This window comes from Enterovibrio paralichthyis (assembly GCF_019209835.1).
In the GTDB taxonomy this organism is placed as follows: Bacteria; Pseudomonadota; Gammaproteobacteria; order Enterobacterales; family Vibrionaceae; genus Enterovibrio; species Enterovibrio paralichthyis.
Genome location: NZ_JAHUTS010000006.1, coordinates 25,737 through 47,640, shown reverse-complemented (window position 1 = coordinate 47,640; position 21,904 = coordinate 25,737). Strand labels below are relative to the sequence as shown.

20 protein-coding genes and 1 pseudogene are annotated in these 21,904 nt (G+C 50.4%); 11 read left to right on the top strand and 10 right to left on the bottom strand.

The features are described from left to right. Positions 1-63: 63 nt before the first annotated feature. Both KU854_RS09235 and KU854_RS09230 read right to left on the bottom strand, forming a co-directional pair. Positions 64-642 (bottom strand): NapC/NirT family cytochrome c, encoded by a 579-nt coding sequence (locus KU854_RS09235; protein ID WP_218358209.1) that lies wholly within the window; start codon positions 640-642, stop codon positions 64-66. A gap of 55 nt (positions 643-697) precedes the next feature. Beyond that, on the bottom strand, positions 698-2,164 hold the full coding sequence (locus tag KU854_RS09230) for a multiheme c-type cytochrome (protein WP_255555492.1): 1,467 nt from the start codon (positions 2,162-2,164) through the stop codon (positions 698-700). A gap of 519 nt (positions 2,165-2,683) precedes the next feature. Here KU854_RS09230 and ompW point away from each other — a divergent pair. Next, entirely contained in the window at positions 2,684-3,325 is a 642-nt protein-coding gene (gene ompW / locus KU854_RS09225; RefSeq protein ID WP_218358208.1) for an outer membrane protein OmpW, read from the top strand. Between the two features lie 44 nt (positions 3,326-3,369). Here the strand turns inward: ompW and KU854_RS09220 are convergent, their stop codons facing one another. After that, positions 3,370-4,251 carry a LysR family transcriptional regulator gene (locus KU854_RS09220; RefSeq protein WP_218358206.1) on the bottom strand — a complete coding sequence of 294 codons (882 nt, stop codon included), beginning with the start codon at positions 4,249-4,251 and terminating at the stop codon, positions 3,370-3,372. Positions 4,252-4,362: 111 nt separating this feature from the next. Here KU854_RS09220 and KU854_RS09215 point away from each other — a divergent pair, with 111 nt between their 5' ends. Beyond that, positions 4,363-4,866: a lactoylglutathione lyase family protein gene (locus KU854_RS09215; protein ID WP_054779617.1), complete on the top strand. Its 504-nt coding sequence runs from the start codon at positions 4,363-4,365 to the stop codon at positions 4,864-4,866. 48 nt (positions 4,867-4,914) lie between these two features. Here the strand turns inward: KU854_RS09215 and KU854_RS09210 are convergent, their stop codons facing one another. After that, entirely contained in the window at positions 4,915-5,799 is an 885-nt protein-coding gene (locus KU854_RS09210; RefSeq protein WP_218358204.1) for a LysR family transcriptional regulator, read from the bottom strand. 117 nt (positions 5,800-5,916) lie between these two features. Here KU854_RS09210 and KU854_RS09205 point away from each other — a divergent pair, with 117 nt between their 5' ends. Then, entirely contained in the window at positions 5,917-6,780 is an 864-nt protein-coding gene (locus KU854_RS09205; protein WP_218358202.1) for an MBL fold metallo-hydrolase, read from the top strand. Between the two features lie 57 nt (positions 6,781-6,837). Here KU854_RS09205 and KU854_RS09200 read toward each other — a convergent pair whose 3' ends face one another. Continuing rightward, positions 6,838-8,841: a PhoX family protein gene (locus KU854_RS09200; RefSeq protein WP_218358200.1), complete on the bottom strand. Its 2,004-nt coding sequence runs from the start codon at positions 8,839-8,841 to the stop codon at positions 6,838-6,840. Between the two features lie 312 nt (positions 8,842-9,153). On the opposite strand from KU854_RS09200, the gene KU854_RS09195 reads away from it, so the two are divergent. Next, positions 9,154-9,906: a DUF2076 domain-containing protein gene (locus tag KU854_RS09195; RefSeq protein WP_218358198.1), complete on the top strand. Its 753-nt coding sequence runs from the start codon at positions 9,154-9,156 to the stop codon at positions 9,904-9,906. 148 nt (positions 9,907-10,054) lie between these two features. Here the strand turns inward: KU854_RS09195 and KU854_RS09190 are convergent, their stop codons facing one another. Further along, positions 10,055-10,549 carry a hypothetical protein gene (locus KU854_RS09190; protein WP_255555491.1) on the bottom strand — a complete coding sequence of 165 codons (495 nt, stop codon included), beginning with the start codon at positions 10,547-10,549 and terminating at the stop codon, positions 10,055-10,057. Between the two features lie 685 nt (positions 10,550-11,234). Here KU854_RS09190 and KU854_RS25045 point away from each other — a divergent pair. Then, positions 11,235-12,440: an SH3 domain-containing protein gene (locus KU854_RS25045; RefSeq protein ID WP_218358196.1), complete on the top strand. Its 1,206-nt coding sequence runs from the start codon at positions 11,235-11,237 to the stop codon at positions 12,438-12,440. 290 nt (positions 12,441-12,730) lie between these two features. Here the strand turns inward: KU854_RS25045 and KU854_RS09180 are convergent. Further along, a pseudogene (locus KU854_RS09180) lies at positions 12,731-13,693 on the bottom strand (transposase). Between the two features lie 846 nt (positions 13,694-14,539). Here KU854_RS09180 and KU854_RS09175 point away from each other — a divergent pair. From KU854_RS09175 to KU854_RS09165, 3 genes are all read left to right on the top strand, one after another. Continuing rightward, the gene (locus KU854_RS09175; protein WP_218358194.1) at positions 14,540-14,872 is read left to right on the top strand and encodes a hypothetical protein; all 333 of its coding nucleotides are present in this window, start codon (positions 14,540-14,542) and stop codon (positions 14,870-14,872) included. 94 nt (positions 14,873-14,966) lie between these two features. Next, positions 14,967-15,416, top strand: coding sequence for a hypothetical protein (locus tag KU854_RS09170; protein WP_218358192.1), 450 nt, complete (start codon positions 14,967-14,969; stop codon positions 15,414-15,416). A 120-nt stretch (positions 15,417-15,536) separates the two neighbouring features. Further along, positions 15,537-15,842 carry a DUF6678 family protein gene (locus tag KU854_RS09165; protein WP_218358190.1) on the top strand — a complete coding sequence of 102 codons (306 nt, stop codon included), beginning with the start codon at positions 15,537-15,539 and terminating at the stop codon, positions 15,840-15,842. A gap of 683 nt (positions 15,843-16,525) precedes the next feature. On the opposite strand, the gene KU854_RS09160 is transcribed toward KU854_RS09165, so the two are convergent. Genes KU854_RS09160 through KU854_RS09150 form a run of 3 tightly spaced genes read right to left on the bottom strand, consistent with a single transcriptional unit; the run spans position 16,526 to position 19,316 of the window. Continuing rightward, positions 16,526-17,074, bottom strand: coding sequence for a hypothetical protein (locus tag KU854_RS09160; RefSeq protein WP_218358188.1), 549 nt, complete (start codon positions 17,072-17,074; stop codon positions 16,526-16,528). After that, the gene (locus KU854_RS09155; RefSeq protein WP_218358186.1) at positions 17,071-17,616 is read right to left on the bottom strand and encodes a sigma-70 family RNA polymerase sigma factor; all 546 of its coding nucleotides are present in this window, start codon (positions 17,614-17,616) and stop codon (positions 17,071-17,073) included. The genes KU854_RS09160 and KU854_RS09155 overlap by 4 nt, the downstream gene beginning before the upstream one ends. Positions 17,617-17,639: 23 nt before the next feature. Then, positions 17,640-19,316: a vWA domain-containing protein gene (locus tag KU854_RS09150; protein ID WP_218358184.1), complete on the bottom strand. Its 1,677-nt coding sequence runs from the start codon at positions 19,314-19,316 to the stop codon at positions 17,640-17,642. Positions 19,317-19,624: 308 nt separating this feature from the next. Between KU854_RS09150 and KU854_RS09145 the strand changes: the two genes are divergently transcribed. The 3 genes from KU854_RS09145 to KU854_RS09135 are packed head-to-tail and all read left to right on the top strand — an operon-like array spanning position 19,625 to position 21,797. Then, entirely contained in the window at positions 19,625-20,383 is a 759-nt protein-coding gene (locus KU854_RS09145) for an amino acid ABC transporter substrate-binding protein (protein ID WP_054779626.1), read from the top strand. Between the two features lie 11 nt (positions 20,384-20,394). After that, positions 20,395-21,069: an amino acid ABC transporter permease gene (locus KU854_RS09140; protein WP_218358182.1), complete on the top strand. Its 675-nt coding sequence runs from the start codon at positions 20,395-20,397 to the stop codon at positions 21,067-21,069. Continuing rightward, positions 21,066-21,797: an amino acid ABC transporter ATP-binding protein gene (locus tag KU854_RS09135; protein ID WP_218358180.1), complete on the top strand. Its 732-nt coding sequence runs from the start codon at positions 21,066-21,068 to the stop codon at positions 21,795-21,797. Before KU854_RS09140 ends, KU854_RS09135 begins: the two co-directional genes overlap by 4 nt. Positions 21,798-21,904 lie beyond the last annotated feature (107 nt).

The window sequence follows — 21,904 nt, the reverse complement described above, 5'->3', positions numbered from 1 at the left end:
GAGCTGAATTGAACCGAAGAAAAAGGCCGCCAGATTGGCGGCCAAATTGTTGACGTTGCGCTGTTACTCCACGGTAATACGTTTATGCGCAATGCCTGTGTGACAGTCGATACAGGTTTCTCCCCGTGCCTCCATTTGCTGGTGGTTCAGGCGCGCGCGCTGGGGCTGCGATGCCAGATCAAAGTTCTCGCCCGTGTGGCAATGACGGCAGTTGGCGGAATCTGTGGCTATCATTTCCTCCCAGACAATGCCAGCCAGCCGCGGTCTTTCCTGTTCAAAGTTCTCCTTGGTGATTTTGCCGATCAGCATGTAGTAAATGTCTGCGGTCGCGACGATTTTGACTTTCATCTTATCGACAAATTCATGGGGCACATGGCAGTCGGCGCAGGTTGCGTGAACTTCGTCTTCGCTTACGTAATGCGGCGATGCCTGATACTCCTGAACAATGGTGTCCATCTTCAGATGACAGCTAAAACAAAACGCGTTTTGGTTCGATGCCACCATCACACCCTGAAAACCGGCGATCCCAAGTAACAGAACGAACACACCGATAGGAATACCGAGCAACAATGGCTTCTTTAACCAGCGCCAGAGACGCTGGGTTTTCGATAGCCGTGGCTCGGGAGCATGCGGTTCACCCATGTTTCCTCCTCAGATATCCCGCCCTTAAAACGCACAGGCGGGAACATCATGGCTATCAGTTGTTTTGGTTCAGGTAGCGGGCTTTGAAGGCTTCCTGTGCTTCTTTACGCGCGCGTTTCACTTCTTCCGGCTCGTTGCCGCTGAACCAGGCGTGCTCAGGACGCGCCAGCACTTCAGTCAATACAGCGCGGGCACGTTCAGCGCCTTCGTGATTGCCGTTTTGCTCAGCCACTTCCACCACTTCAATGAACTGGGGAACCATTTCGATGTAGAAGCGTTCGGCCACTTCATACAGGCCATGCCACTGCACATAATCCGGAGCCTGCATTGCTGCACCATGGCGGGCGCGGCGGCCTTCGTGGTGCCAGAGGTAGAACCATGTCCACTCGATCTCTTCGTCAAACCCGGTTTCTGTCAGCATGTTTTCTTGCTTGAGCACAGCCATCAGATCCCGGCCGGGACGGGCAAACTTGTCGTTATAGAGTTCTACCAGCGAATCAAACTGGATATAAAAATTATCAACCATCGACTTGGTATGACAGGACTCACAAACGTTTTGCATGTCGGCACGGCGTGCTTCCCAGGATTTGGTTTCTTTGCCCATGGCTTTGTCTTTGGCATCAATTTTTTCTGATACCGCAGGGCGCAACGTCCAGGAAATGCGGTTACCGACATCATGGGTAACGGGCAATTCACGGGTCGCTGACATATGGCAAGTGGCACAAGTTGGGGCTGCGTCATAGTCTTCGCCAACAATCCATTTGGCAGAGCCAAGATTCATTTGATCCACATGGGCAAAGAAGTTGATGCCATGTTTGGATTCTTCATAAATCTCTTTTTGCGGATGGTCAGGGCCGAGGTGACATTTACCACAGGCTTCAGGGCGGCGTGCTTGTACCATGTCAAACTCGTGGCGTTGGTGGCAGGCACTGCAAGCACCGATAGAGCCATCGGGATTGATCCGGCCAATACCGGTATTCGGCCAGGTTGCCGGGTCAAGATCGCCGTTCTCCAGCACTTTTACTTCTGAGCCATGGCACTGCCAGCAGCCGTTTACAGCGGCAGGGGAGGCACCATTTAACATCAGCGATCCTTCGACCACCTCTGCAAGGAAGTTATCGAGGGAGCCGATGATCTGCCCCGCTTTGGCGTGATGGCTAGCATCGAATTCTTTCACTTCCTGCGAATGGCAATTTCCACAGTCTTTGGGTGAAACAATGACCGCGATATCAAAGCCTTCGTGGGAGATAGCATCGGCATCTTCTGGCGAGGCCTGATGGCACTCATAGCAACCGACATTGGCACCATAGTGCTTGGAACGTCCCCATTGGGCATAGATTGAGGGGTTTTTATCCTTGTGACAGGCAGCGCATTGTTTGCTCTGTTCACTGAGTTGGTTAAAAGGCTTCATCACCAAGGGTTTTGGGTCTGCGTTCACCGTTTGGGGTAAGAGCAGCAGAAGCAGGGTCAACAGGGTGACAGACAAGACAAGCGTGTATTTCTTCAGTAGTCCTGAGTTCATGGTGAACCTCGCATATCCAGACTTCGATACATTGCCGAAGCATTTTTTGAATTGCTGACTGACTTTATTCTCACTATGAGAGTAAGTTGAATTTGAAATGCCACAAATAAGGTATGGTCAAATTGTGACCTTGCAGGAAACAAATCCTGCGTTGTGAAGAGGCAATAAGAAACTGGGTTTATAACGGGAAGGAGGAGAGTAAATCGAGTGCATATGCGGGGTGATGTAGACGAGTTACACCTTTATATTCCTTCTGGTGCATACGATTTTTAAACGGGAATCTTTCGTATTGTCACTCGCCTTTACTGCCTTTTCTTTTGGACAAATCAAGGTGTCGATCAATATGTGGTTATTGCCACAATGGATGAAAAGGTGATCGGTGATTCAGCAAAGTTAATTCGCGTTAACAAATCATTTTCAAATTGATTTCCATCAATTTAGGCGGGATTTCGTGTGCTAGATTGCGGCGGTGTTCAAAAAACACCCAGTAACGAAGCCCGAAAATGTAAGGAAACAATGATGAAAAAAACAATGACCCTGCTTGCCATGATGGCTGCGCTTTCTTCGCCTGCTATTGCCCATCAAGAGGGTGACATTCTTGTCCGTGCGGGTATTGCCAGTGTTTCACCCAATGACAGCAGCGACAAAATTCTAGGTTCTGATGAAGAGCTGCACGTGAACTCGGATACCCAGCTTGGCCTGACGGTCGGCTACATGCTGACGGACAATGTCAGCGTAGAACTGCTGGCAGCCTCTCCATTTTCCCACAACATTTCTACGCCACTGCTTGGCTTAGGAGACATTGCAGAGACCAAGCACTTGCCGCCAACGGTCATGCTGCAATACTACTTCGGCACTAAAGAAAGCACGTTGCGTCCATTTGTGGGTGCAGGTATCAACTACACCGTTTTCTTTGATGAAGGTTTTAACAGCAAGGCACAAGGCGCTGGATTGACCGACCTTAACCTTGATGACTCCTGGGGTCTGGCTGCCAATGCCGGTCTGGATTACATGCTGGAAGAGAACTGGTTCGTCAGCGGCTCTGTTTGGTATGCAGATATCAGCACCGACGCCACCTACAAGTTCAATGGCGCTGACCAAAGCACCAAAGTGGATATTGACCCATGGGTGTTTATGCTGGCAGTGGGTTATTCGTTCTAATTACGACCAGCGATATGGTTGCAAGGGGAGCTTAGGCTCCCTTTTTAGTGCATGGCATCATGAACAATATCCATCGCGGCTTCATAGCGTTTTGGCAGTTCGCGGTGTTTTTTACGCGAAAGATACAGTGATTGTGAAACTGGGGCATTGAGCTCCAGCGACTTAAGGCTGTCCCTTTCTTCAAAGCGGTTCACCACGCTTTCCGGCAACACGGTAAATCCTAATCCCTTTGCGACGGGCAGTAAGATCTGGGTGAGCTGGTTGACATAACCGCGGTGCGCCAACGCCTCAATACCTTTGTAGTGATTTGGGAAATTTTGTCCTAACACCAGATCAGCATAGTGTTTGCCATCGGGGTGATGAATAAAGCCTAAGGCGGAAAGTGCTTCAAAATCATCGCCGGAAATATTGGCTTTGGCCGGTACAACAACACACAGCGCCTCTTGTCCAAGCAAGGTTTCTTCAATGGCCGGCTGGTCAAATTTCTGGGTCGTGATGCCAATGTCTGTCTGGTTCTCCATCAACATCTGGCGGATCCGCTCTGCGGGCGCGGCTTCGAGGTGAACCGATAAACCGGGATGCTGCGTCTGAAGTGCCAGTAATTGTGGATAGAGCTTGATAGCCATCGCGCCGGAGCAAGCGAGGCGAAGGTTGCCCTGATGAGGATCGTCGTTGCGCATTCTTTCAAGAAACCGGGCTTGCAGTTTTTCCTGCTCGGCAATAAACGCTTTGAGCATGACGCCTGCACGGGTGAGTTCAAACTGCTTCCCTTCGCGGAAGATCAGGGTTTCGCCCAATGCTTCTTCCAGTTTCTTTACGTGCTGGCTTACGCCGGGTTGGGTCATATAAAGCCGCTCAGCTGTGCGGGTAAAGCTGCCGGTATCAACCAGCGTAGAGAATGTTTCCAACCATTTTGGGTTCAGCATAAGGTTTCTTGGATAACAGAAAATTATTAATCAGATAATAATCGATAATTTTTCATTGTGAAGCGTCCTCCCTACACTGGCCGCATCAAGACAATAATGAGGAATTTTCAGATGCAACAGCCTTACCCACGTACCTTTTCCCACATCGGCATTTCAGTGCCGGATCTTGAAGCGGCCGTAAAGTTCTACACCGAAGTGCTGGGCTGGTACCTGATCATGGAGCCGACGGAAATCGTTGAAGATGACTCCGCCATTGGTGAGATGTGTACGGATGTGTTCGGCGAAGGCTGGGAGCGTTTTCGCATCGCGCACCTTTCAACGGGCGATCGCATTGGCGTGGAACTGTTCGAGTTCAAGAACCAGGAAAACCCTGAAAACAACTTCGAATACTGGAAAACCGGTATCTTCCATTTCTGTGTGCAGGATCCGGATGTCGAGGGGCTGGCAGAGAAAATCGTCGCGGCTGGTGGGAAAAAGCGCATGAAAGCGCCACGTTTCTATTACCCAGGCGAGAAACCTTACCGCATGATTTACATGGAAGATCCGTTCGGAAACATCCTCGAAATCTACAGCCATTCGTATGAGCTGCACTACGCGGCGGGCGCTTATAAGTAAGAGTCTATTTGCCCTCTCCTTTTCGAGGGGAGGGTTTGCCCTTGCTATTTAAAACTTCCCGTCAAAATACCCGACCAGAAAATCAATCAATGCGCGAACCGGCCGTGAAAGGTGTTTGCGGGATGCATAAAGCAAATAGATAGTCAGGGTATTCAATTGCCATTGCGGTAGCACCACTTCCAGCTTGCCTTTTTTGACCCACTCTTCGACCAGATAAGTTGGCTGCATTGAAATCCCCATTCCCGCCAATGAGCCGTGAAGCAGCACGGTGGCTTCATTGCCGGTGATAGGGCAGTTCACCTCAATACTTTGTTTTTCATGGCCTTTGGTGAAATGCCACTCGTGACGTCCGAAGTTTTTGTAACCCAGGCATGCATGTTCCCTGAGATCGTCTGGTGTATTGATCGGCGCTCTTGATGCCAGATAGGTCGGTGAGGCAACCAGCATAGACTCGCAAGGCGCAAGCGGTCGGCCAATCAGTGACGGATCAGGATTGCTGGCGGTTCTGATGGCAAGGTCAACGCGCTCCGTCACCAAATCTACGGCTCTGTCCTGCGAATCAATATCAATGATCACACCGGGGTGGCGTTGCCTGAATTCGTGCAGGGCGGGCATAAGCTGGGAAAAGCCAAACGACATACTGGTGCTGACGCGGATAAACCCGCTCAGCGCCTCGCCTGGCATCAGGCTCTCTTCCAGATGCAATGCCTGTTCGACCCAACGCTGCATGTCCGGCAGTACCTGTTTGCCCATATTGGTAAGGGAAACCTTCCGCGTGGTGCGGTTTAAAAGCCGGGCACCCAGCCAGTTTTCCATCGCCTCGACATAGCGCGTCACCATGGGACGGGACATCTCCAGCCGGTCAGCGGTGGCGGTGAAACTCTCGGTTTGTGCCACATCCAACAGCACCTTTGCGGCAGTCAACTTGTCCATAAGTTCATCTTTAACCTGCTCGATTTAAGAAATAATGATGCAAAGGATAGGCGCTATTTCGGAGCATATCCAATCGCTATGCTTCCCCCCAAGCCCAATTGAACAGGAAGTAAAACAATGAAAACAGCAATTGCTCTCTCACTCTCTCTCGCTCTTTCCGCTCCCGTATTGGCTGACAGCACACCGCTGACATTCGATGTGTATTACGGTGATGACAACAGCTTCAACGTGACCTCCACCGTGGTGGCCGGTGAGAAGGAAGTGATGGTGATCGACACCGGTTTCACCCGTGCGGATGCACTGCAAATTGCAGCTAAAGTACTGGACTCCGGCAAAGAGCTGAAAACCATTTTTATCAGCCAGGCAGATCCAGATTACTACTTCGGTGCCTCGCAACTGCTTGAGATCTTCCCGCATGCCAACGTGCTGACGACACAGGCAGTGCGTGACGCTATCGTCAAAAAGCTGGAAACCAAGATCAGCTTTTGGGGCCCGAAAATGGGCAACAATGCGCCGAAGCAGCCTCGTGTGCCTGATGTGTATAAAGGCGATGAACTGAAGGTGGATGACACCGTTATCGAGATCAAAGGCACCGATGGTGTGTTGGCTCGCCGCCCTTACCTTTGGATCCCGTCTGAAAAAACGGTTCTGGGTAACGTAGGCATTGTGGAAGGCATGCATGTCTGGATGGCTGACACCCAAACCGATGCGGAAGTGGCGGCATGGCTGGATCAACTGAAGGAAATGCAGGCGTTAAATCCTGAGCGAGTGATCCCGGGGCACATGAAAACCGAAGGGAAACTCGACCCTTCCACCATTGCTTACACCGCGACCTGGATTGAGCGCTTTGCCGATGCCAAAGCCAAAAGCAAAGACAGCAAAGGCGTGATTGATACAATGGCCGCTTACTACCCGGAACTGGGTGCGACCTTTACGCTGGAACTGGGCGCGCAGGTACACAAAGGCGAAACCCAGTGGTAACAGTGCGGGGAAGATGAAAAGGGACGCGGCGGCGTCCCTTTTGCATTTGGGGAAGGTTTAAGTACCAATTGGCCCACCGTCATTGCGGCGGATTGCCACCGTTGCCGCGCGGGGTCTGATATCCATGCCTGACGGCGTTTGCTCTGTGGCGTCATTTGAGTAAGGCCAGTTGCCCGGGTGCTGGATGTTGACGAACACAGTGCGGTAGTCAGGGCTGATCGCAAAGCCAGTCACTTCACACCCGTTGGGGCCAACGAAGAAGCGGCGAAGCTCACCCTGGTTTTCTTCTGTGATCGGCAGTTGGTTGAACCTGTCATCCATGATGGGTGAAGGCACCACCGCCAGCATTTGGTCGTTGGTGTATTCTTCCACTTCATCTGCGCCGTTGTCGGTCTGCACCCACAGGATCCCGCGTTTATCGAACGACAGTCCATCCGGGCTAGCGAACTGGTTAAATTCCGTCAGGCCTGAGCGGTTGGTATCAGCATCGCCGTCAGCCGGGGAGCCAAACACAAAGATGTCCCAAGTGAAGTCAGTGGCGCGTCGGCCTTCGTCCCAGCGGATGATATGTCCAAACTTGTTGTTAACCCTTGGGTTGGCAGAGTTTCCTTGCGTGCGGCGGGTATTATTGGTCAGCGTCATATAAACAGAGCCGGAGAATGGATCCACAGCACCCCATTCCGGGCGATCCATCGGGGTAGCACCAAGAAGGTCGGCAGCACCGGCTGTGTTGAGAATAATGGCATCTAGCGAAGGGAAGTGATCTGCCAGAGTACCGCCATCTTGGGTCGTGCTGCTCAGCGTCAGTGGCAGCCAGGTGCCTGTGCCATCGTCGTTGAAACGGGCGACGTAGAGCGTACCTTCATCCATGTATTTGTCGCCGACGGAAAGGCGGTCAAACCGGTGCGCATCACGTTTGTGCCAGCGTGCGGTCGATACAAATTTGTAGATGTATTCAAAACGCGAGTCATGGCCGGAGTAAAAGACGATGGGCTTTCCGTGCTCCACATTGCCGAACACACAGCCTTCATGGCGGAACCGACCCAGTGCGGTGCGTTTGCGGGCGCGGGACGCTTCAGTGTAAGGGTCGATTTCGACGATATAGCCATAGCCGTTGGCTTCATTGCGGTAATCTTCATCGGCTGAACTGCCAGAAGGGGTAATATCAAAGCGGGCGAATTCATCGTCGATTTCCTGCGCGTTGCCTGCCAGCGTATCCCAGCGGTAGCGGGTGGAACGGGTTGAAATACCGATGCGGGTCTGATCGTCGGTCAATTCACCACGATTCACAAAATAACCCGGCCAGTTTTCTTCACAAGTCAGGTAGGTGCCCCATGGCGTGTAGCCGTTGCCGCAGTTGTTCAGCGTGCCGCGTGTCGTATTACCTTCCGGCGAATATTTGGTGACCAGCAAGGGTGAGTACGCCAGCGGGCCTGAGATATCCATTTCTGTCGCGCCGGTATAACGGCGGTTGAGTGGGTCGCTGTCGACCACTGTCCACACGTTATCTTCCAAACGGATGCGCACCACGCTCACACCGTGCGCATTAATTTCTTTGCGCACTTCATCCACGATAGGACGCAGCCCATCTTCAATGGTATCGCCATTCGGATGCAGGGCGTTCTGGTCAATGTATTCGTGGTTGATGCACAACAGCCCGTCGTCATTGCTGTCATTCAGCGGAAAGAAATGCATGCCGTCATGGTGCATACCTACCGCATTCAGTTGGTCATCCCCGGTATTTGAGCCATCATCCAGCCAGGTCGCGCCCTGTGAAGTCAGAGGCGTTCCCCAGGGGGCGAGGACTTGCGCATTGTAGCCGGGAGACACGGCGACGGCGTCGGTCAGTGAACCGGGAATAGACTCAAAATTCAGTTTGGCTTTGGAGACGTTGGGATAAAAACAGCCGGAAAGGCCAAGTGAACTGACGGCAGTCAGCGCGCCAATACCCACACCGCCTTTCAGCACACTGCGTCGTGAAAGGTTCGCTTCCAACACCTCATCAAAAGGTTTGTTGCCGCTGTGGTTACGTCGGGTAGCGTCAAACGTTTCCTTGCTCATTGCTCTCTTCCTATGGGTTATGTTCAGGGCGAAAACCAGTGTGGGAGGGAAAATTGACACTTTGTCTTAACAAACGTGAAGTTTCGGTGGCTGCTATATGACAGCAATGAGAACAAGCGGGGTGTCTGGCTCAATATTGAACAGGCGGCGTGTACGGGAACTGCCATGCTTTGAACATCAAAGGGACGGGTGGTGGTTGTGAAATGAGATATTTTTGCAATCTTAGATTAGCCACTTACCGTCCGCTGAATTTGGGCGTATGTTGCCATCCAAAACACAAAGAGCCTTTGCACCACAAAGGGAGGAAGAGTCATGACACCACAAGAGCAAGAGCTGATTGAAAAGCTCGCCGACAAATTGGCCAACAACACCAGCGGCAATAAAGATGCGGCTGCAGAAAACCTGATTGCCTCCCGCATCGCCAGCCAACAGGATATCGTCTATAAACTGACCCAGGTTGCTCTGGCGCAGGAAGTGGCGCTCAAAGAGATGAAAGAGCGTAACGATTATCTGCAACGCAATGCTGACTTTTACCGTCAGGAATCACAGCGCGGCAGCATCAGCCGTATGTTTGGCGGTGACAGACAGCCACCGCAACCGCCACAACCGGCTTACCGTCCAAGTGCCTTCGGCGGCTTTATGCAAACCGCGGCGGGTGTGGCAGCAGGTATGGTGGCAGGCAGTGCCTTGAGCCATATGTTCTTTGGCGGTGATCGCGGGGAAACCGTGGTTGAGGACATCACCAATAACAACATTGTTGAAGATCCCAACGCCCAGCAGGACGGTATGCAGCCAGATCAAGATCCTTCACAGGACATGGCGAACGGTGACAACGGCAGCTTCCTGCAAGGGACAGACAGCTACACCCAGGATTACACAGGCGGTGGTTGGAACCAGAATACCGGCTTTGATGACGGTAACGCAGGGTTTGATAACGACAATGGCTTTGATGATGGCTCAAGCTTTGCCAATGTCGATCCTGACGATGATCCAAACCGTTTTGGTGGCGGTGATGGCGGCGGTGATTCCGGTGATTTTGGTGGCTTTGATGACGACAGCTTCTAACACCGAAGCCGTAATGGCTTAACCCCAAAAGGTCTGGCGAGTGCCAGACCTTTTTTGTTGCCTGTCATTAACTGGCAAACGGTGAGCCGCAAAGGTTGCAACCGAGGAAGGTGATAACCAGCCGGTTCTGATAACGGTTTTGGTAGTTCTAGGGAGAGACGTCATAAGGTGCGCGCTGGTAACGTCCCTGAATGAAAATGGTTTCGCCTTGTTCCAAAGACATAATGCTGTTGACGGCGGCGACGCCGGGAATCGAACAACCGGTATCATTGTTGGCAAAAGTCACCGGGCCAATGGATGCGTTGCTGCCGGGGGGCAAGGCATTGGGCAATGAAATACCGATGCGCAGGAGATATTTGAAACCACAGGTACGCTGTGCATAGCGGGCATCAATGTTGTACAAACCGCTGGTTGGGGCGGTGAACATATGAGACGTGGTGTCAAAGGCGAAGTTATAGTTGATTTCGGTCTCATTGTATTCGACGACTTTGATCGCGCCGGTATTGGTTTCTGTCAGCTCGTCACCGGAAATATATGCATCCACCACGACAGTGTTTGACGTCAGGTAAGGATCCTGGGCCAGGGCTGGTGTTGGAGCGGTGAGTAGCATCGCCAAGGCAGTTATTGGCAGGGTTGGTTTCATTGGCATTTCTCCTTGCTGTTTATGTGTGTACAACAAGGGAAGACTAGGCGGGAATGTCAGGGGCAATTTGTGTTCTTTTTAAGATGGTCTGCCGGATATATAGACAGCTCATGATTGCAGAGTCAGGCGGTGCATAGTGGACAGAGTGCAAGATTGAAGCAAGGGAGCTGATCCAACAACTCACTGAAGTATCGGATTATTTGCATGAGTCATGACTCAAGCTGTCAGTTCGCAAACCACAATTTAATCAGACCTGACAGACCCCGCTATCTTGCTTCTGCCCATTCCAAAATACGCCTCCAGCTTTTAGTCCCTTCCCTTTTTCAAGGGGAAGATTAGGATGGGGTTGACTCAGCCCCAACTCGTGTCAGGTCGACCTGCTATGGCACGTTTATGCCCCTTTTCTTGCTAGCTAAAGCTAACGTTATCTGTCTCAACTCGAGAGTTTTCTATAGATTTTCTAATGCCAGTCGTGAGGTATGTAGAAATACCCCACTTTGTCGTAATTTCTCGTTCGTGATTTTGGGATATATGATGATACTCTATTAAAAACATGTGCTTATGCTAAGTCAAGGTGTCCGGCGGATGCGCAAAAAATCCCAAAGTGGGGTGTTTAATTACCCCACTTTGGGATCTAATAAATTGTTAGATTTTTATTTGAGTTCATCTGTTTATTGGTGAAAAAGTGACTGAAAGTAGTAAAAGTTCAAAAACGATTGAGGCACTAAGTTTTGATAATATGGTAAAGCAGATGCCCTCACAGGAATTGTCAGCGTTGACTAAAGCGAGTGAAGTAGCAAAGCAAATGTCGCTTTATGAGTCTTCGGCTCTAAAGCAAGCGAGCGAAGTGGCCAAGCAAATGTCGCTTTATGAGTCTTCGGCTCTAAAGCAAGCGAGTGAAGTGGCAAAGCAAATGTCGCTTTATGAGTCTTCGGCTCTAAAGCAAGCGAGCGAAGTGGCAAAGCAAATGTCGCTTTATGAGTCTTCGGCTCTAAAGCAAGCGAGTGAAGTGGCAAAGCAAATGTCGCTTTACGAGTCTTCGGCTCTAAAGCAAGCGAGCGAAGTGGCAAAGCAAATGTCGCTTTATGAGTCTTCGGCTCTAAAGCAAGCGAGTGAAGTGGCAAAGCAAATGTCGCTTTATGAGTCTTCGGCTCTAAAGCAAGCGAGTGAAGTGGCAAAGCAAATGTCGCTTTATGAGTCTTCAGCTCTAAAGCAAGCAAGAGGCTATTTGAAATCGTTTGCGATGCAAGAAGCTGCATCGTTGATCGCAGCTAGTTCGATTTCTCGTATGTTTGTTGCAAATGACTCCGCAGCTATCCAAGCAGTAAGAGAAATGTCAGGCTCCATATTACAGCAGGACTTAGCTGGAATTTTGGATAGCTCTAATGCTGAAATTGGCTTTGAAATCAATGCGGATGCCATCGAGGACGCTGTTACTCAATTTAGCACTGCTCCTGCACTTGAGAGCAGCAGTAGCATTTTAGACTGGTACAATAATCAACCGCCTTCAATGCAGCTGATCATTGGGCTCATTTTTAGTTATTGGATTGGAGTATTTTGCAATTTATCTATGCCACTTTACGAAGATTGGTCACAGCTATTTAGTGATACAAACTCTAGGGTAGCTCCTAAGTTAATTGTGAATGAGGCGCGGAAAGAGTACGACTTAACTGACCTCAAGAATTATCGTTTTGTTGTAGCTACAATCCTACATGTTAGGAATGAACCAACAATTAATTCAGATATACTCGATGAACTCGAAAACGGAAAAACTGTAAAGCTTATAGAAAAGTCAAAACGGTGGGTGCTGGTTGAGTACTTGTGTGATGACACGGGAGAGTATAAAACTGGTTGGGTCTTTGCGAGGTATTTGCATAGATTCGAGATCTAAAATCTAACACATATGAGCCCTTCTCCGGTCAATAGGCGATAGCCTTCTTTTGGCTGCGGCAGCAGCCAATGCTCCCTAAAAACAAAGTCGTCCATCAAACATGGGACAGGCACTTCAAAAACAGGAGAGTTTGAAGATACCTCAACGGGTGTTTACAGCCCGCCAAACTATTAAATTGAGTTTATTTTTCAGTGATGAAGGGGAATACGACGGTCAGTTTGCGAATTGCAGAAAGCACAAAGCTCAGACGTCCGTCTGATCATGTTTTTGAGTTAGCTAGCGGGTTTGAATTAGTGGTCGGGCAATCGCAGCCCAGATATCCGATGTCGTTTAAGATGAGGAAGGGCGGCTTGAATCGCCGTTTAAGTGCCAATGATATTTCCACGCTCAATACGTGTGCAGGTATCAAGCCAACTGTCTGGTTCCAAACCTAATCGTTCAAGTAGAGGCGGCAAAGCATTATCAATATGGCCGGATTTGTCATCGCGAAGTTGCCGCCCAGTCCATTCAACCAACTCCAGGTAATCCATCAGCCGGAATGGCAGTCCAGCAGGCATCTCTTTTCTTGGGTTGCCAACAAAAGGAAACAGAAAAGGCGCAGTTGCTTGTTCTTTCCTAAGTGCTTCGATTCGAGCTTTGACGGAAGTGTGTTCTGATTGTTCTGGCGTCTCTGCGATAGCGGCACGAACGGGATTCAAATCAACGTAGGCCATCGCAGCAGCCAACGCCTTTTCGTCCAATAACGCCTGGCTTTTAAACCGCCCCTCCCAAAAGTGCCCGGTGCACCCATCTTCCCGATTGGCTTCCACTGCAATATGCTGATTAAGGAGCCGCATAAACCAACTGATGGAGGTTAAGCGTCCACGCCAGCATTCCACTATTTCAAGGCAACGGGCTGTTTCAGCGTCTGACAGTTCACTACCTTGCAACCAACGTTGGATTAAAGTTGGCCCTTGATGAAACGCCAACCACCGCTCTGCAACTTCCAAAGGCGATAGTGCATTCGCTTTGTCGGTATTGATGTGCAGCACAACGTGGTAGTGATTGCTCATAATGGCGTACGCACACACATCAACGCAGAAAGCCTGGGATAGCGCCAACATCCGCTTCTCAATCCATCCGCGGCGATGCTCAAAACTCTTTCCCGCTGATTCATCAACACCACAAAGAAAAGAACGACGCACACAGCGTGACACGCAATGATAATAAGGCGTGGCGTCAATAGAGATAAGGGATGAACGCGCTTTCGTCATTATGTCTGCCGTCATGTATGAAGATTCACAATGATTTGAAAGTAGCGTGGCAGCGAAATGATTTCAGCTTAGATTACCGAGAGTTAGAGCAGGATTTTGGAATGATGAAAATGACAGATTTGTGCTTTTCTTATAGTGTCTGTCCCCATAAGACCGGTACGTCGGCGAAGTCCCGCGAGCTTCGTTTAATGCTGCTTACTTGCCCACGGGCTCCGGGCACCTGGTCCTTCTCCATCGCGGCCTCGCACTCTTCCTCTACAGAACGGCCGTTCTCTTTATCGGTGCATGCTCGTTCCGTTTCGGTGACGAGCGTGTGGGGCCGGTATTCGATGAACGATTCGCTCGCACTGAGTTCACTAACAACTTAGAAGCAATCTTCACGGACCAGCATCGGAGTCCTCTGCAGCTTGGATCGGCTCCGCATTTGAAGGCAGCACTGGCACTGACGGAGATGCTTGAATCGTGGGTGCTCGCACACGAACTTGGCCACGTACTCGGCCACGGAAAGACCTTCAAGACGTCTCACGAGGTCGAGTTCTCTGCCGACGCCCTTGGCCTCGAGTTGTACCGCGCCACATTACCTACCTATTTGCAGCACGAATGCGCACATCACGAGGACCCTATTATTCGTTCCATGCACGTAGCTGCTCCCCACATGTTCTTTCATCTGGCGCTGCTTATTGAACTCTTTCATCCGCAAGAACTCGAGGATACTCACCCCCACGCCTATGAGAGGTCTAGACGTCTCTGGAGTAAAACCGCTGGAGACGACGCGACGATAGCGTTAGCTAGACAGATCCTTGCAGCGTTCGTCCACACTACCGCGCCCAACCGAGGAATCATGCCATGACTGAATCATTCTTCTCTCCTACGAGCATTGCGAGTGTCGCGACCGCTACCGCAATGGTCGTGGCGGTGTCCACCGCCCTTCACAACTTCATTGGGCTTAAGCCCAAGATAACCGCGTTCATTTTCTCTCAGGCCATCGCCGTGCTGAATGTGATCGTGGCGAAGGATGCCGGGTGGCTTGATTGGGCTCTATTCTTCTTCAACGGGTGTTTGCTCTACTGTACGGCACTGGGACTGAATCAGAGTCTTTCGCCTACTGGTGGCGGTGGTGCAGTCCTTCCACGTCCGCGTGCGAAGGCGGGACGCTTGTTTCGGTCGTGGCTTCAATGAAATGAGTATGAGCATAGACAGCGGCCTAACAACAGCATGCAGCGGACGACTGCGCCGCCGCTGATGCTGATCGTTATGGCCCAAAAGGAGAGTCATGAAGAAATTTCTAGCATATTTGTTTGGTATTGCCTCAGTCACTGCGAGTGCGGAAGGAATGCAAGTAATTACAGTTGATGAACAGCATATCCAAATGGGGTTGGCCGAAGGTCAAGTGGGCGAATACTACGCAATAAAACCAGCTATTGAAGTTGAGCTAGATGCTTCAGGTTATAAATTTCCGGCTATCCCAGGGCAAGAATCAAATGAACCAAACGCAATTCAACTCATAATCGATAATGAGCATCAATTTACAGCGTATTGGGAGCCTGGCGTAACGAAGTACACACTTAATAATGCTACGTTGGTACCGCGGTTTAAGGACTTTAATGGTTTCAACTCGGGAGACCAATTTGTAATTGCCATTGGCGTTTTGGTAACTGATCACGTAAAAAAAGAACAAGCATTTAAAGTGCAATGGGTAGGTATGGGCAAAGTCCAGCCATAACAAGTGGCTGTAACGGACAAATTTTCGCTGTCACCTTTTTTACGTGGCAAAAAAGCCGCCATCAGAAATTTGCTCGGTGAGCCGGGCGTTATAGGTAAGTCAGTTTTCATGATATCAGTTATGAACAACACCAAATGGCGAGAACTTCGAAAGGCAATGTCTTGTTTAGGCACAGCTAGTCCTCAGTGGAAAGTCAAAATTCTCTCAACTGGCTATCAGTCAAATTGGGACGGTGACTGGTGCTATCATTTTGCAGACGACAATTATTCAGATATTGAGTGGGTTGAAATCAAAGTGGATGGCGAACCTCAACGTTCACTAGTTCTGAATGCTCTAAAAAATGTCCATGTGGCAGGCTCTGTTACTGAAGATGGATATAGGATCTACGGGTATGTTTCAGACTTTAGCTCGGTCGATTATCTCTGAGAAATTCCCTATAACAAGGCAATGAACGAGGGACGCTTTGTCAACGCGGCAGTTTTTCAAAGTATTGTGAATACAAAGGATTAAAGCGGTTTTGGGAGGTTTGGTAAGCGCCCGTTATTGCAACGTTATATGCCATGAGGACAACTTAAATGTTCGAAAGCGTGTTTTTGAACGAGATTTTAAAGTCAGAACTGACTAATAGAAATGTCATTTTAGATAAAGCGGAATGGCCGCCTAAGTGCCGCAGGCTTATCATATTGAAGTACCGATTCTCTCAGCAATATAGTCTTGCGACTTACCGTGAGGTGAATGACTCACAGTATTGGTTCTCTGAGTACGTCGAAGGGAATGAATGTTTAGCTTGTAAGTTTGAAGTCCTGAATTAACAGGCCTGTTGATAACATCATCCATTGAAACCTGTGACTGGGCGTATAACAAATATGAGCCCTTCTCCGGTCAATAGGCAATAGCCATCTTTTGGCTGCGTTAGCAGCCAATGTTTTCGAACATCAAAGCCGTCTACTTCGCTTTCCCCAACCAGAATTTATCCGAAGTAGACACTTGCGTGCACGCCCTCCAACTCGTTTCTGTCCCATCCCGAATTTCGGTTTAAGCAGACCGATTGTGTGATCTCGTCGTGACTAACCAGTGGATGTGTAAGACCGAGTATGAGTTGCTGCAGACTATTCTTTGCTCTCAAGCAGCTGTTTGAGGTGCATTGGCAACTGCGCTTTCAGTGCAGGCTCTGCATCCAGTTTCTGCTTGAGCAGCGCTCTCGCTTCGGCTGTTTCGCCTTTGGCGAGCAGTGCCTCCACATCGGCAAACGGATTGTTGACCGGTAGCGCTTTATCCTCTGCCATTGATTTGGCCGCCTCCGGGCTGACCCGGTCAAAGCGCATCATCTCGTTGCTATCCTCTGCGTGTAATTCGAAGGACTGCATTTCCCCGACCTGGCGCTTTGGTGCAGCATCGGATTGAATCATCGCAGGTGCACTTCGAAGCTCTATCTCCGCAGGTGTTTGCAGGGTTTTATCGGCCCATTTCCACGGTGCAAGCAAGGCCACAAAGCCCACAGTGGCAGCAAGCCCGACATATCGCCACCATTGGCGTTTTCGGCGTGATTGCTGCTTGGCGTAATCCAGTATGGTGTTATCCAGTTCGGCACTGGGCGATTCTGTCGCGCTTTCCTTGTACAGCGCGACGATGTCTTCATCTTTGAATGGCGCTGTCATTCTCTCTCTCCAAGTTTTTTCGTCAGGCACTGGCGAAGCTGATCCATGGCGTAGCGCAACCGGGTTTTCACCGCTTCAGCTTTAGCGCCGACAATGTCACAAATCTGGGTGGGTTCGAAACCGGCTTCATGGCGCAGCAAAAACGCCTCGCGTTGCAAAGGCGCAAGCAGTCCCATGCAGTGTTTAATAGCGGTTTTCTTGTCGCCGTCCCAATCAGGATGGTCACTGTGATCGTCATCCAGCGACTGGATATAGGCGTTGGACGAGACCATTTTACGGTGTTCGTCAATCACCAAATTGTGGGCAATATGGTAAAGCCATGTCGTGAACTTCGCCGTCGGCTGATAATTTTCCCGTTTATCGACGACCCGGTACCAGACATCCTGATACAACTCCTCCGCGCGGGCATGGTTGGCTGCGCCCAATTGCCGCACAAAGTAGCGGTAAAGCGGGTTTTTATGGCGCTGATACAGGGCAGCAAAGGCGCGCTGGTCGCCTTTGCTGAATTGCACCATCAATGTTTCGTCGGTTTGGTTATCCATGGATATATTTTAAAGATGGCTCATCAAAGATTCTGCGCGATTTCCACCAGGCTAATAAATTCGCCGCGATAGTTGTAAGGGTCGTTTCCGCGGTTATCCCGCGCAATATCAGCAATTTGACTGTAGGCTAAACCATCCACGTAGTGATTGTCTTTGAGTTTCTGCGCAAAGGCGGCAACAGCGGTAGCAAACTGAAAATCGCTGCTGGCTGTTTTAAATTCTGTCGCGCCCGCGTTGGCTTTGACCAATTGCGTGGTCAGTTTGCTTTGTTCACTGCCAGGCAGTTTGTATCGTACTTTTACCTGCGCCAGTTCACTGCCAAATCCCGCGGAAGCCTCCTTGGTTGGCTGGTAGCGCAGGTCATCGATTTGACCCTGTTCGCCCGCCAGAGTGATCTCGTAAAGGGCGGTGACGGTGTGTCCGGCACCGATTTCTCCGGCATCTACCTTGTCATTGTTAAAGTCTTCATCGCGCAACTGACGGTTTTGGTAGCCAATCAAGCGGTATTCCTTGACGGTATCCGGGTTGAATTCGACCTGGATTTTTACATCTTCCGCGATGCTTTGCAGGGTGCCGCTCATCTGGCGCAACAGTACCTTTTGCGCTTCATGGAGGGTATCGATGTAGGCGTGGTTGCCATCACCAATGTTTGCCAGTTGCTCCATCATGCCGTCGTTGTAATTGCCCCGGCCAACACCCAATGTGGTCAGGGAGATGCCTTTTTCCCGCTCCTGCTCAACCAGATTTTTCAGCGCATCCAAATCGGTCACACCCACATTAAAGTCGCCATCTGTCGCGAGGATCACCCGGTTAACCCCCTCCTTGATAAAGCCCTTCTGTGCCTGCTGGTAAGCCAGTTTGATCCCGCTTTCACCATAGGTGCCGCCGCCAGCCTGCAGGCTTTTTAGTGCTGCTAGAATGGTCTGCGCGTCGTCGCCTTTCGTGGGCTCCAGCACCACGGAGGATTGCCCTGCATACGTGACCAGACTGACTTTGTCATCGGCGGTGAGGTTTTTCACCATCAGGGACAGGCTTTGTACCAGCAGGGGCAATTTGTTGGGATCGCTCATTGAGCCTGATACATCGACCAGAAACACCAGGTTCGACGGTTTTCGCTCGTTGACCGGAATGTCGTAGCCTTTCAATGCAATGCGCAGTAGCTGGCGGCTTTCGTTCCATGGCGCAGGGGCAAGCTCAGTGCTGACGGAAAAAGGCTGCACTTTGGTCACTGGTGTGGGGTAGCTGTAATCAAAGTAGTTGATGAAGGCTTCTTCACGGATCGCGTCCGGCGGTGGCTTGTTCCCCATCTTGAGGTAACTGCGCACATTGGCGTAGCTGCCGGTATCGACATCGACAGAAAAGGTCGACAAAGGTGACGTTGTCACTAAATGAATGCCGTTGCTGGGCGTATCGAGGTAGCTGTCGCGGTTCTCAGGTTGATAATGCTCCCGGGGATAAGGCATCGGCATGGAGACAAACACCTGATCGCCCAAAGCACGCGACAGGGCGACTCTGCCCATTTTTTCCATTTGCATTACAGGCACTACCGTTTCTTCAACAACGGCTGGGGTGATCTGCGGTTCGATCACCGCTGTTTCAGTGCGGTTTGTTTTGGCACTTTCCGCCGTGTTGGATTCCGAGCATCCTACCATTAGGGTCAGCGAAGCGATGATTGCCAATGTGATTTGATTGCGTTTCATGTTCCCGTCCTTTGTTAACTGGTTTTTGGCTATAAACGGGCGGGGAGCGATAGGGGGTGATTTATTTTTATCTTTTCGGATCTTTTTTTGAGGGAGTATCTGACAGGATAAAAAACGAACAAATTTTAAACAGTGCGGCTAATCTCTCTAAATTTGCTCTCATTTGCAGAGTATTACATAGAACGATTTGTTATTTATCCCAAAAAAACAACTGCGTTACATTGAGCGCCATAAAGAGAAGCGCCCACCAGCGTCTGTGTTTATGCAGTTTGTGGCGATGTCGAGATAACGATCATGGAGTAGTAACAATGCGTTCAATGAAAAAATTACTGGTAGCGACAATTGCACTGGCTGCCAGCGTCACCTCTACCGCTTCACTGGCACAGGAAGACGTTAAAGTCGGTATGTCTGGCCGCTATTTCCCGTTCACTTTTGTGAAAATGGATGAGCTGCAAGGCTTCGAAATTGATGTGTGGAATGAAATTGGTAAGCGCGCCGACTTCAATGTGGAGTTTGTTACTTCAAACTTCTCCGGTCTGTTTGGCATGCTGGAAGCGGGTCACATCGACACCATCAGCAACCAGATCACCATCACTGATGCGCGCAAAGCCAAATACGCATTTTCTGTGCCTTACGTGGTAGACGGCGCACAGGTTGTGGTACGAAAAGGGCGTGACGATATCGAAGGTATCGACGATCTGAAAGGCAAGAAAGTTGCGGTTAACCTTGGCAGCAACTTCGAACAACTGCTGCGCAACTATGACAAAGCCGGTGACATCAACATCATCACTTATGACTCAGGCTTTGAGCAGGATGTGGCGCTGGGTCGTACCGATGCATTCGTCATGGACCGCGTATCTTCCGCGCAACTGATCCAGAAATCCGGTCTGCCGCTGCAACTGGCAGGCGAACCGTTTGAAACCATCGAAAACGCAATGCCGTTTTTGAATACGCCAGAACAGCTGGCACTGAAAACCAAAGTGGATAACGCTCTGACTGAAATGAAAGCTGACGGCACCCTCAGCGCGATTTCCCAGAAGTGGTTTGACGCTGACATTACGCAGTAAGAGCGGCGTGAATGAACGGTTTTGATTTTCACTACATGCTGGAGTTGTTCCCGATACTGGTGAAGTATCTGGGAATAACTCTGGAAATGTCACTGATTGGCTTTGTGGCAGCGCTCGTGTTGTCAGTGTTTTTGGCACTGGTCAGGGTGTTCAAGGTGAAAGTGCTGGATACAGTTGTTGCCGTGTATATCTCGTTTTTCCGGGGTACACCACTGCTGGTTCAACTCTTTTTACTTTATTACGGCTTGCCACAAGTCTTCCCGGCGTTTGTCGGCATGGATGCATTCACCGCTGCGGTGGTGGGTTTGTCGCTCCATTTCTCGGCCTACATGGCTGAGAGTATCCGCGGTGCGATCCTCGGTATCGACAAAAACCAGATGGAAGCGAGCCTCAGTGTCGGCATGACAGAGCTTCAGGCGATGCGACGCATTGTGCTGCCTCAGGCAGCGCGCGTAGCAACGCCATCACTGATGAACTATTTCATCGACATGATCAAAAGTACGTCGCTGGCATTTACGTTGGGCGTGGCGGAAATCATGGCGAAGGCGCAAATGGAAGCGTCATCCAGCTTTAAATTCTTTGAAGCCTTCCTGGCGGTTGCGCTGATTTACTGGCTGGTGGTGGTGGCATTCACCCAGGTTCAGTCGGTGATGGAAAAGAGAATGAACAAGGCGTATGCACGATGATTGAAGTGAGAAATTTGAGCAAGCGCTTTGGCGAGGTCGAGGTGCTAAAGCACATTGACCTTGATGTTAAACAGGGCGAAATCGTGGCAATTATCGGCCCATCGGGCACCGGTAAATCGACCCTGCTGCGATGCCTGAACTTCCTCGAAACGCCGAGCGGTGGCGAGATCCAGATTGGCGATGTGCGCGTGAGTGCGAACAACGTATCCAAACGTGAGATCCACCAGTTGCGTAAACAAAGCAGCTTTGTATTTCAAAGTTATGCCTTGTTTGCGAATAAAACCGCCCTGGAAAACGTGGCTGAATCCCTGATCACTGTCTGGAAAGAGCCCCGCGTTCAAGCGCTGACAACCGCACGGAGATTGCTGGTCAGTGTGGGTATGGAAGCGCATCTGGACAAATACCCGGCGCAGCTTTCCGGCGGTCAGCAGCAGCGCGTTGGTATTGCGCGTGCCATGGCTTGCAAAGGTGAAGTGATCCTGTTTGATGAGCCGACATCGGCACTTGACCCTGAATGGGTTGATGAAGTGCTGTCGGTAATGAAACAGCTGGCTGCGCAAAAGCAGACCATGATTGTGGTGACCCACGAAATGCAGTTTGCCCGTGAGATTGCTGACAAGGTGATCTTTATGGAAGGCGGCGTGATTGTGGAACAGGGCCCGCCGTCGCAGATTTTCGGTAACCCGCAAAACGCGCGAACTAAAGCGTTTGTGGCGCGCGCTGCCTGACTTTAAGGTTCCCCCTAGCCTGATTGTCAAATGGCGCATCGAATATCGAAAAGAAAAAGCCCTCAACCTTAACGGTTGAGGGCTTTTTTAATCCCTCGCCAACTTCA

Bases quoted from the DNA above. Each gene is read 5' to 3' on its own strand.
- KU854_RS09235 (WP_218358209.1), bottom strand. From the start codon at position 642: ATGGGTGAACCGCATGCTCCCGAGCCACGGCTATCGAAAACCCAGCGT.
- KU854_RS09230 (WP_255555492.1), bottom strand. From the start codon at position 2,164: ATGAACTCAGGACTACTGAAGAAATACACGCTTGTCTTGTCTGTCACC.
- ompW (WP_218358208.1), top strand. From the start codon at position 2,684: ATGAAAAAAACAATGACCCTGCTTGCCATGATGGCTGCGCTTTCTTCG.
- KU854_RS09220 (WP_218358206.1), bottom strand. From the start codon at position 4,251: ATGCTGAACCCAAAATGGTTGGAAACATTCTCTACGCTGGTTGATACC.
- KU854_RS09215 (WP_054779617.1), top strand. From the start codon at position 4,363: ATGCAACAGCCTTACCCACGTACCTTTTCCCACATCGGCATTTCAGTG.
- KU854_RS09210 (WP_218358204.1), bottom strand. From the start codon at position 5,799: ATGGACAAGTTGACTGCCGCAAAGGTGCTGTTGGATGTGGCACAAACC.
- KU854_RS09205 (WP_218358202.1), top strand. From the start codon at position 5,917: ATGAAAACAGCAATTGCTCTCTCACTCTCTCTCGCTCTTTCCGCTCCC.
- KU854_RS09200 (WP_218358200.1), bottom strand. From the start codon at position 8,841: ATGAGCAAGGAAACGTTTGACGCTACCCGACGTAACCACAGCGGCAAC.
- KU854_RS09195 (WP_218358198.1), top strand. From the start codon at position 9,154: ATGACACCACAAGAGCAAGAGCTGATTGAAAAGCTCGCCGACAAATTG.
- KU854_RS09190 (WP_255555491.1), bottom strand. From the start codon at position 10,549: ATGAAACCAACCCTGCCAATAACTGCCTTGGCGATGCTACTCACCGCT.
- KU854_RS09175 (WP_218358194.1), top strand. From the start codon at position 14,540: ATGACTGAATCATTCTTCTCTCCTACGAGCATTGCGAGTGTCGCGACC.
- KU854_RS09170 (WP_218358192.1), top strand. From the start codon at position 14,967: ATGAAGAAATTTCTAGCATATTTGTTTGGTATTGCCTCAGTCACTGCG.
- KU854_RS09165 (WP_218358190.1), top strand. From the start codon at position 15,537: ATGAACAACACCAAATGGCGAGAACTTCGAAAGGCAATGTCTTGTTTA.
- KU854_RS09160 (WP_218358188.1), bottom strand. From the start codon at position 17,074: ATGACAGCGCCATTCAAAGATGAAGACATCGTCGCGCTGTACAAGGAA.
- KU854_RS09155 (WP_218358186.1), bottom strand. From the start codon at position 17,616: ATGGATAACCAAACCGACGAAACATTGATGGTGCAATTCAGCAAAGGC.
- KU854_RS09150 (WP_218358184.1), bottom strand. From the start codon at position 19,316: ATGAAACGCAATCAAATCACATTGGCAATCATCGCTTCGCTGACCCTA.
- KU854_RS09145 (WP_054779626.1), top strand. From the start codon at position 19,625: ATGCGTTCAATGAAAAAATTACTGGTAGCGACAATTGCACTGGCTGCC.
- KU854_RS09140 (WP_218358182.1), top strand. From the start codon at position 20,395: ATGAACGGTTTTGATTTTCACTACATGCTGGAGTTGTTCCCGATACTG.
- KU854_RS09135 (WP_218358180.1), top strand. From the start codon at position 21,066: ATGATTGAAGTGAGAAATTTGAGCAAGCGCTTTGGCGAGGTCGAGGTG.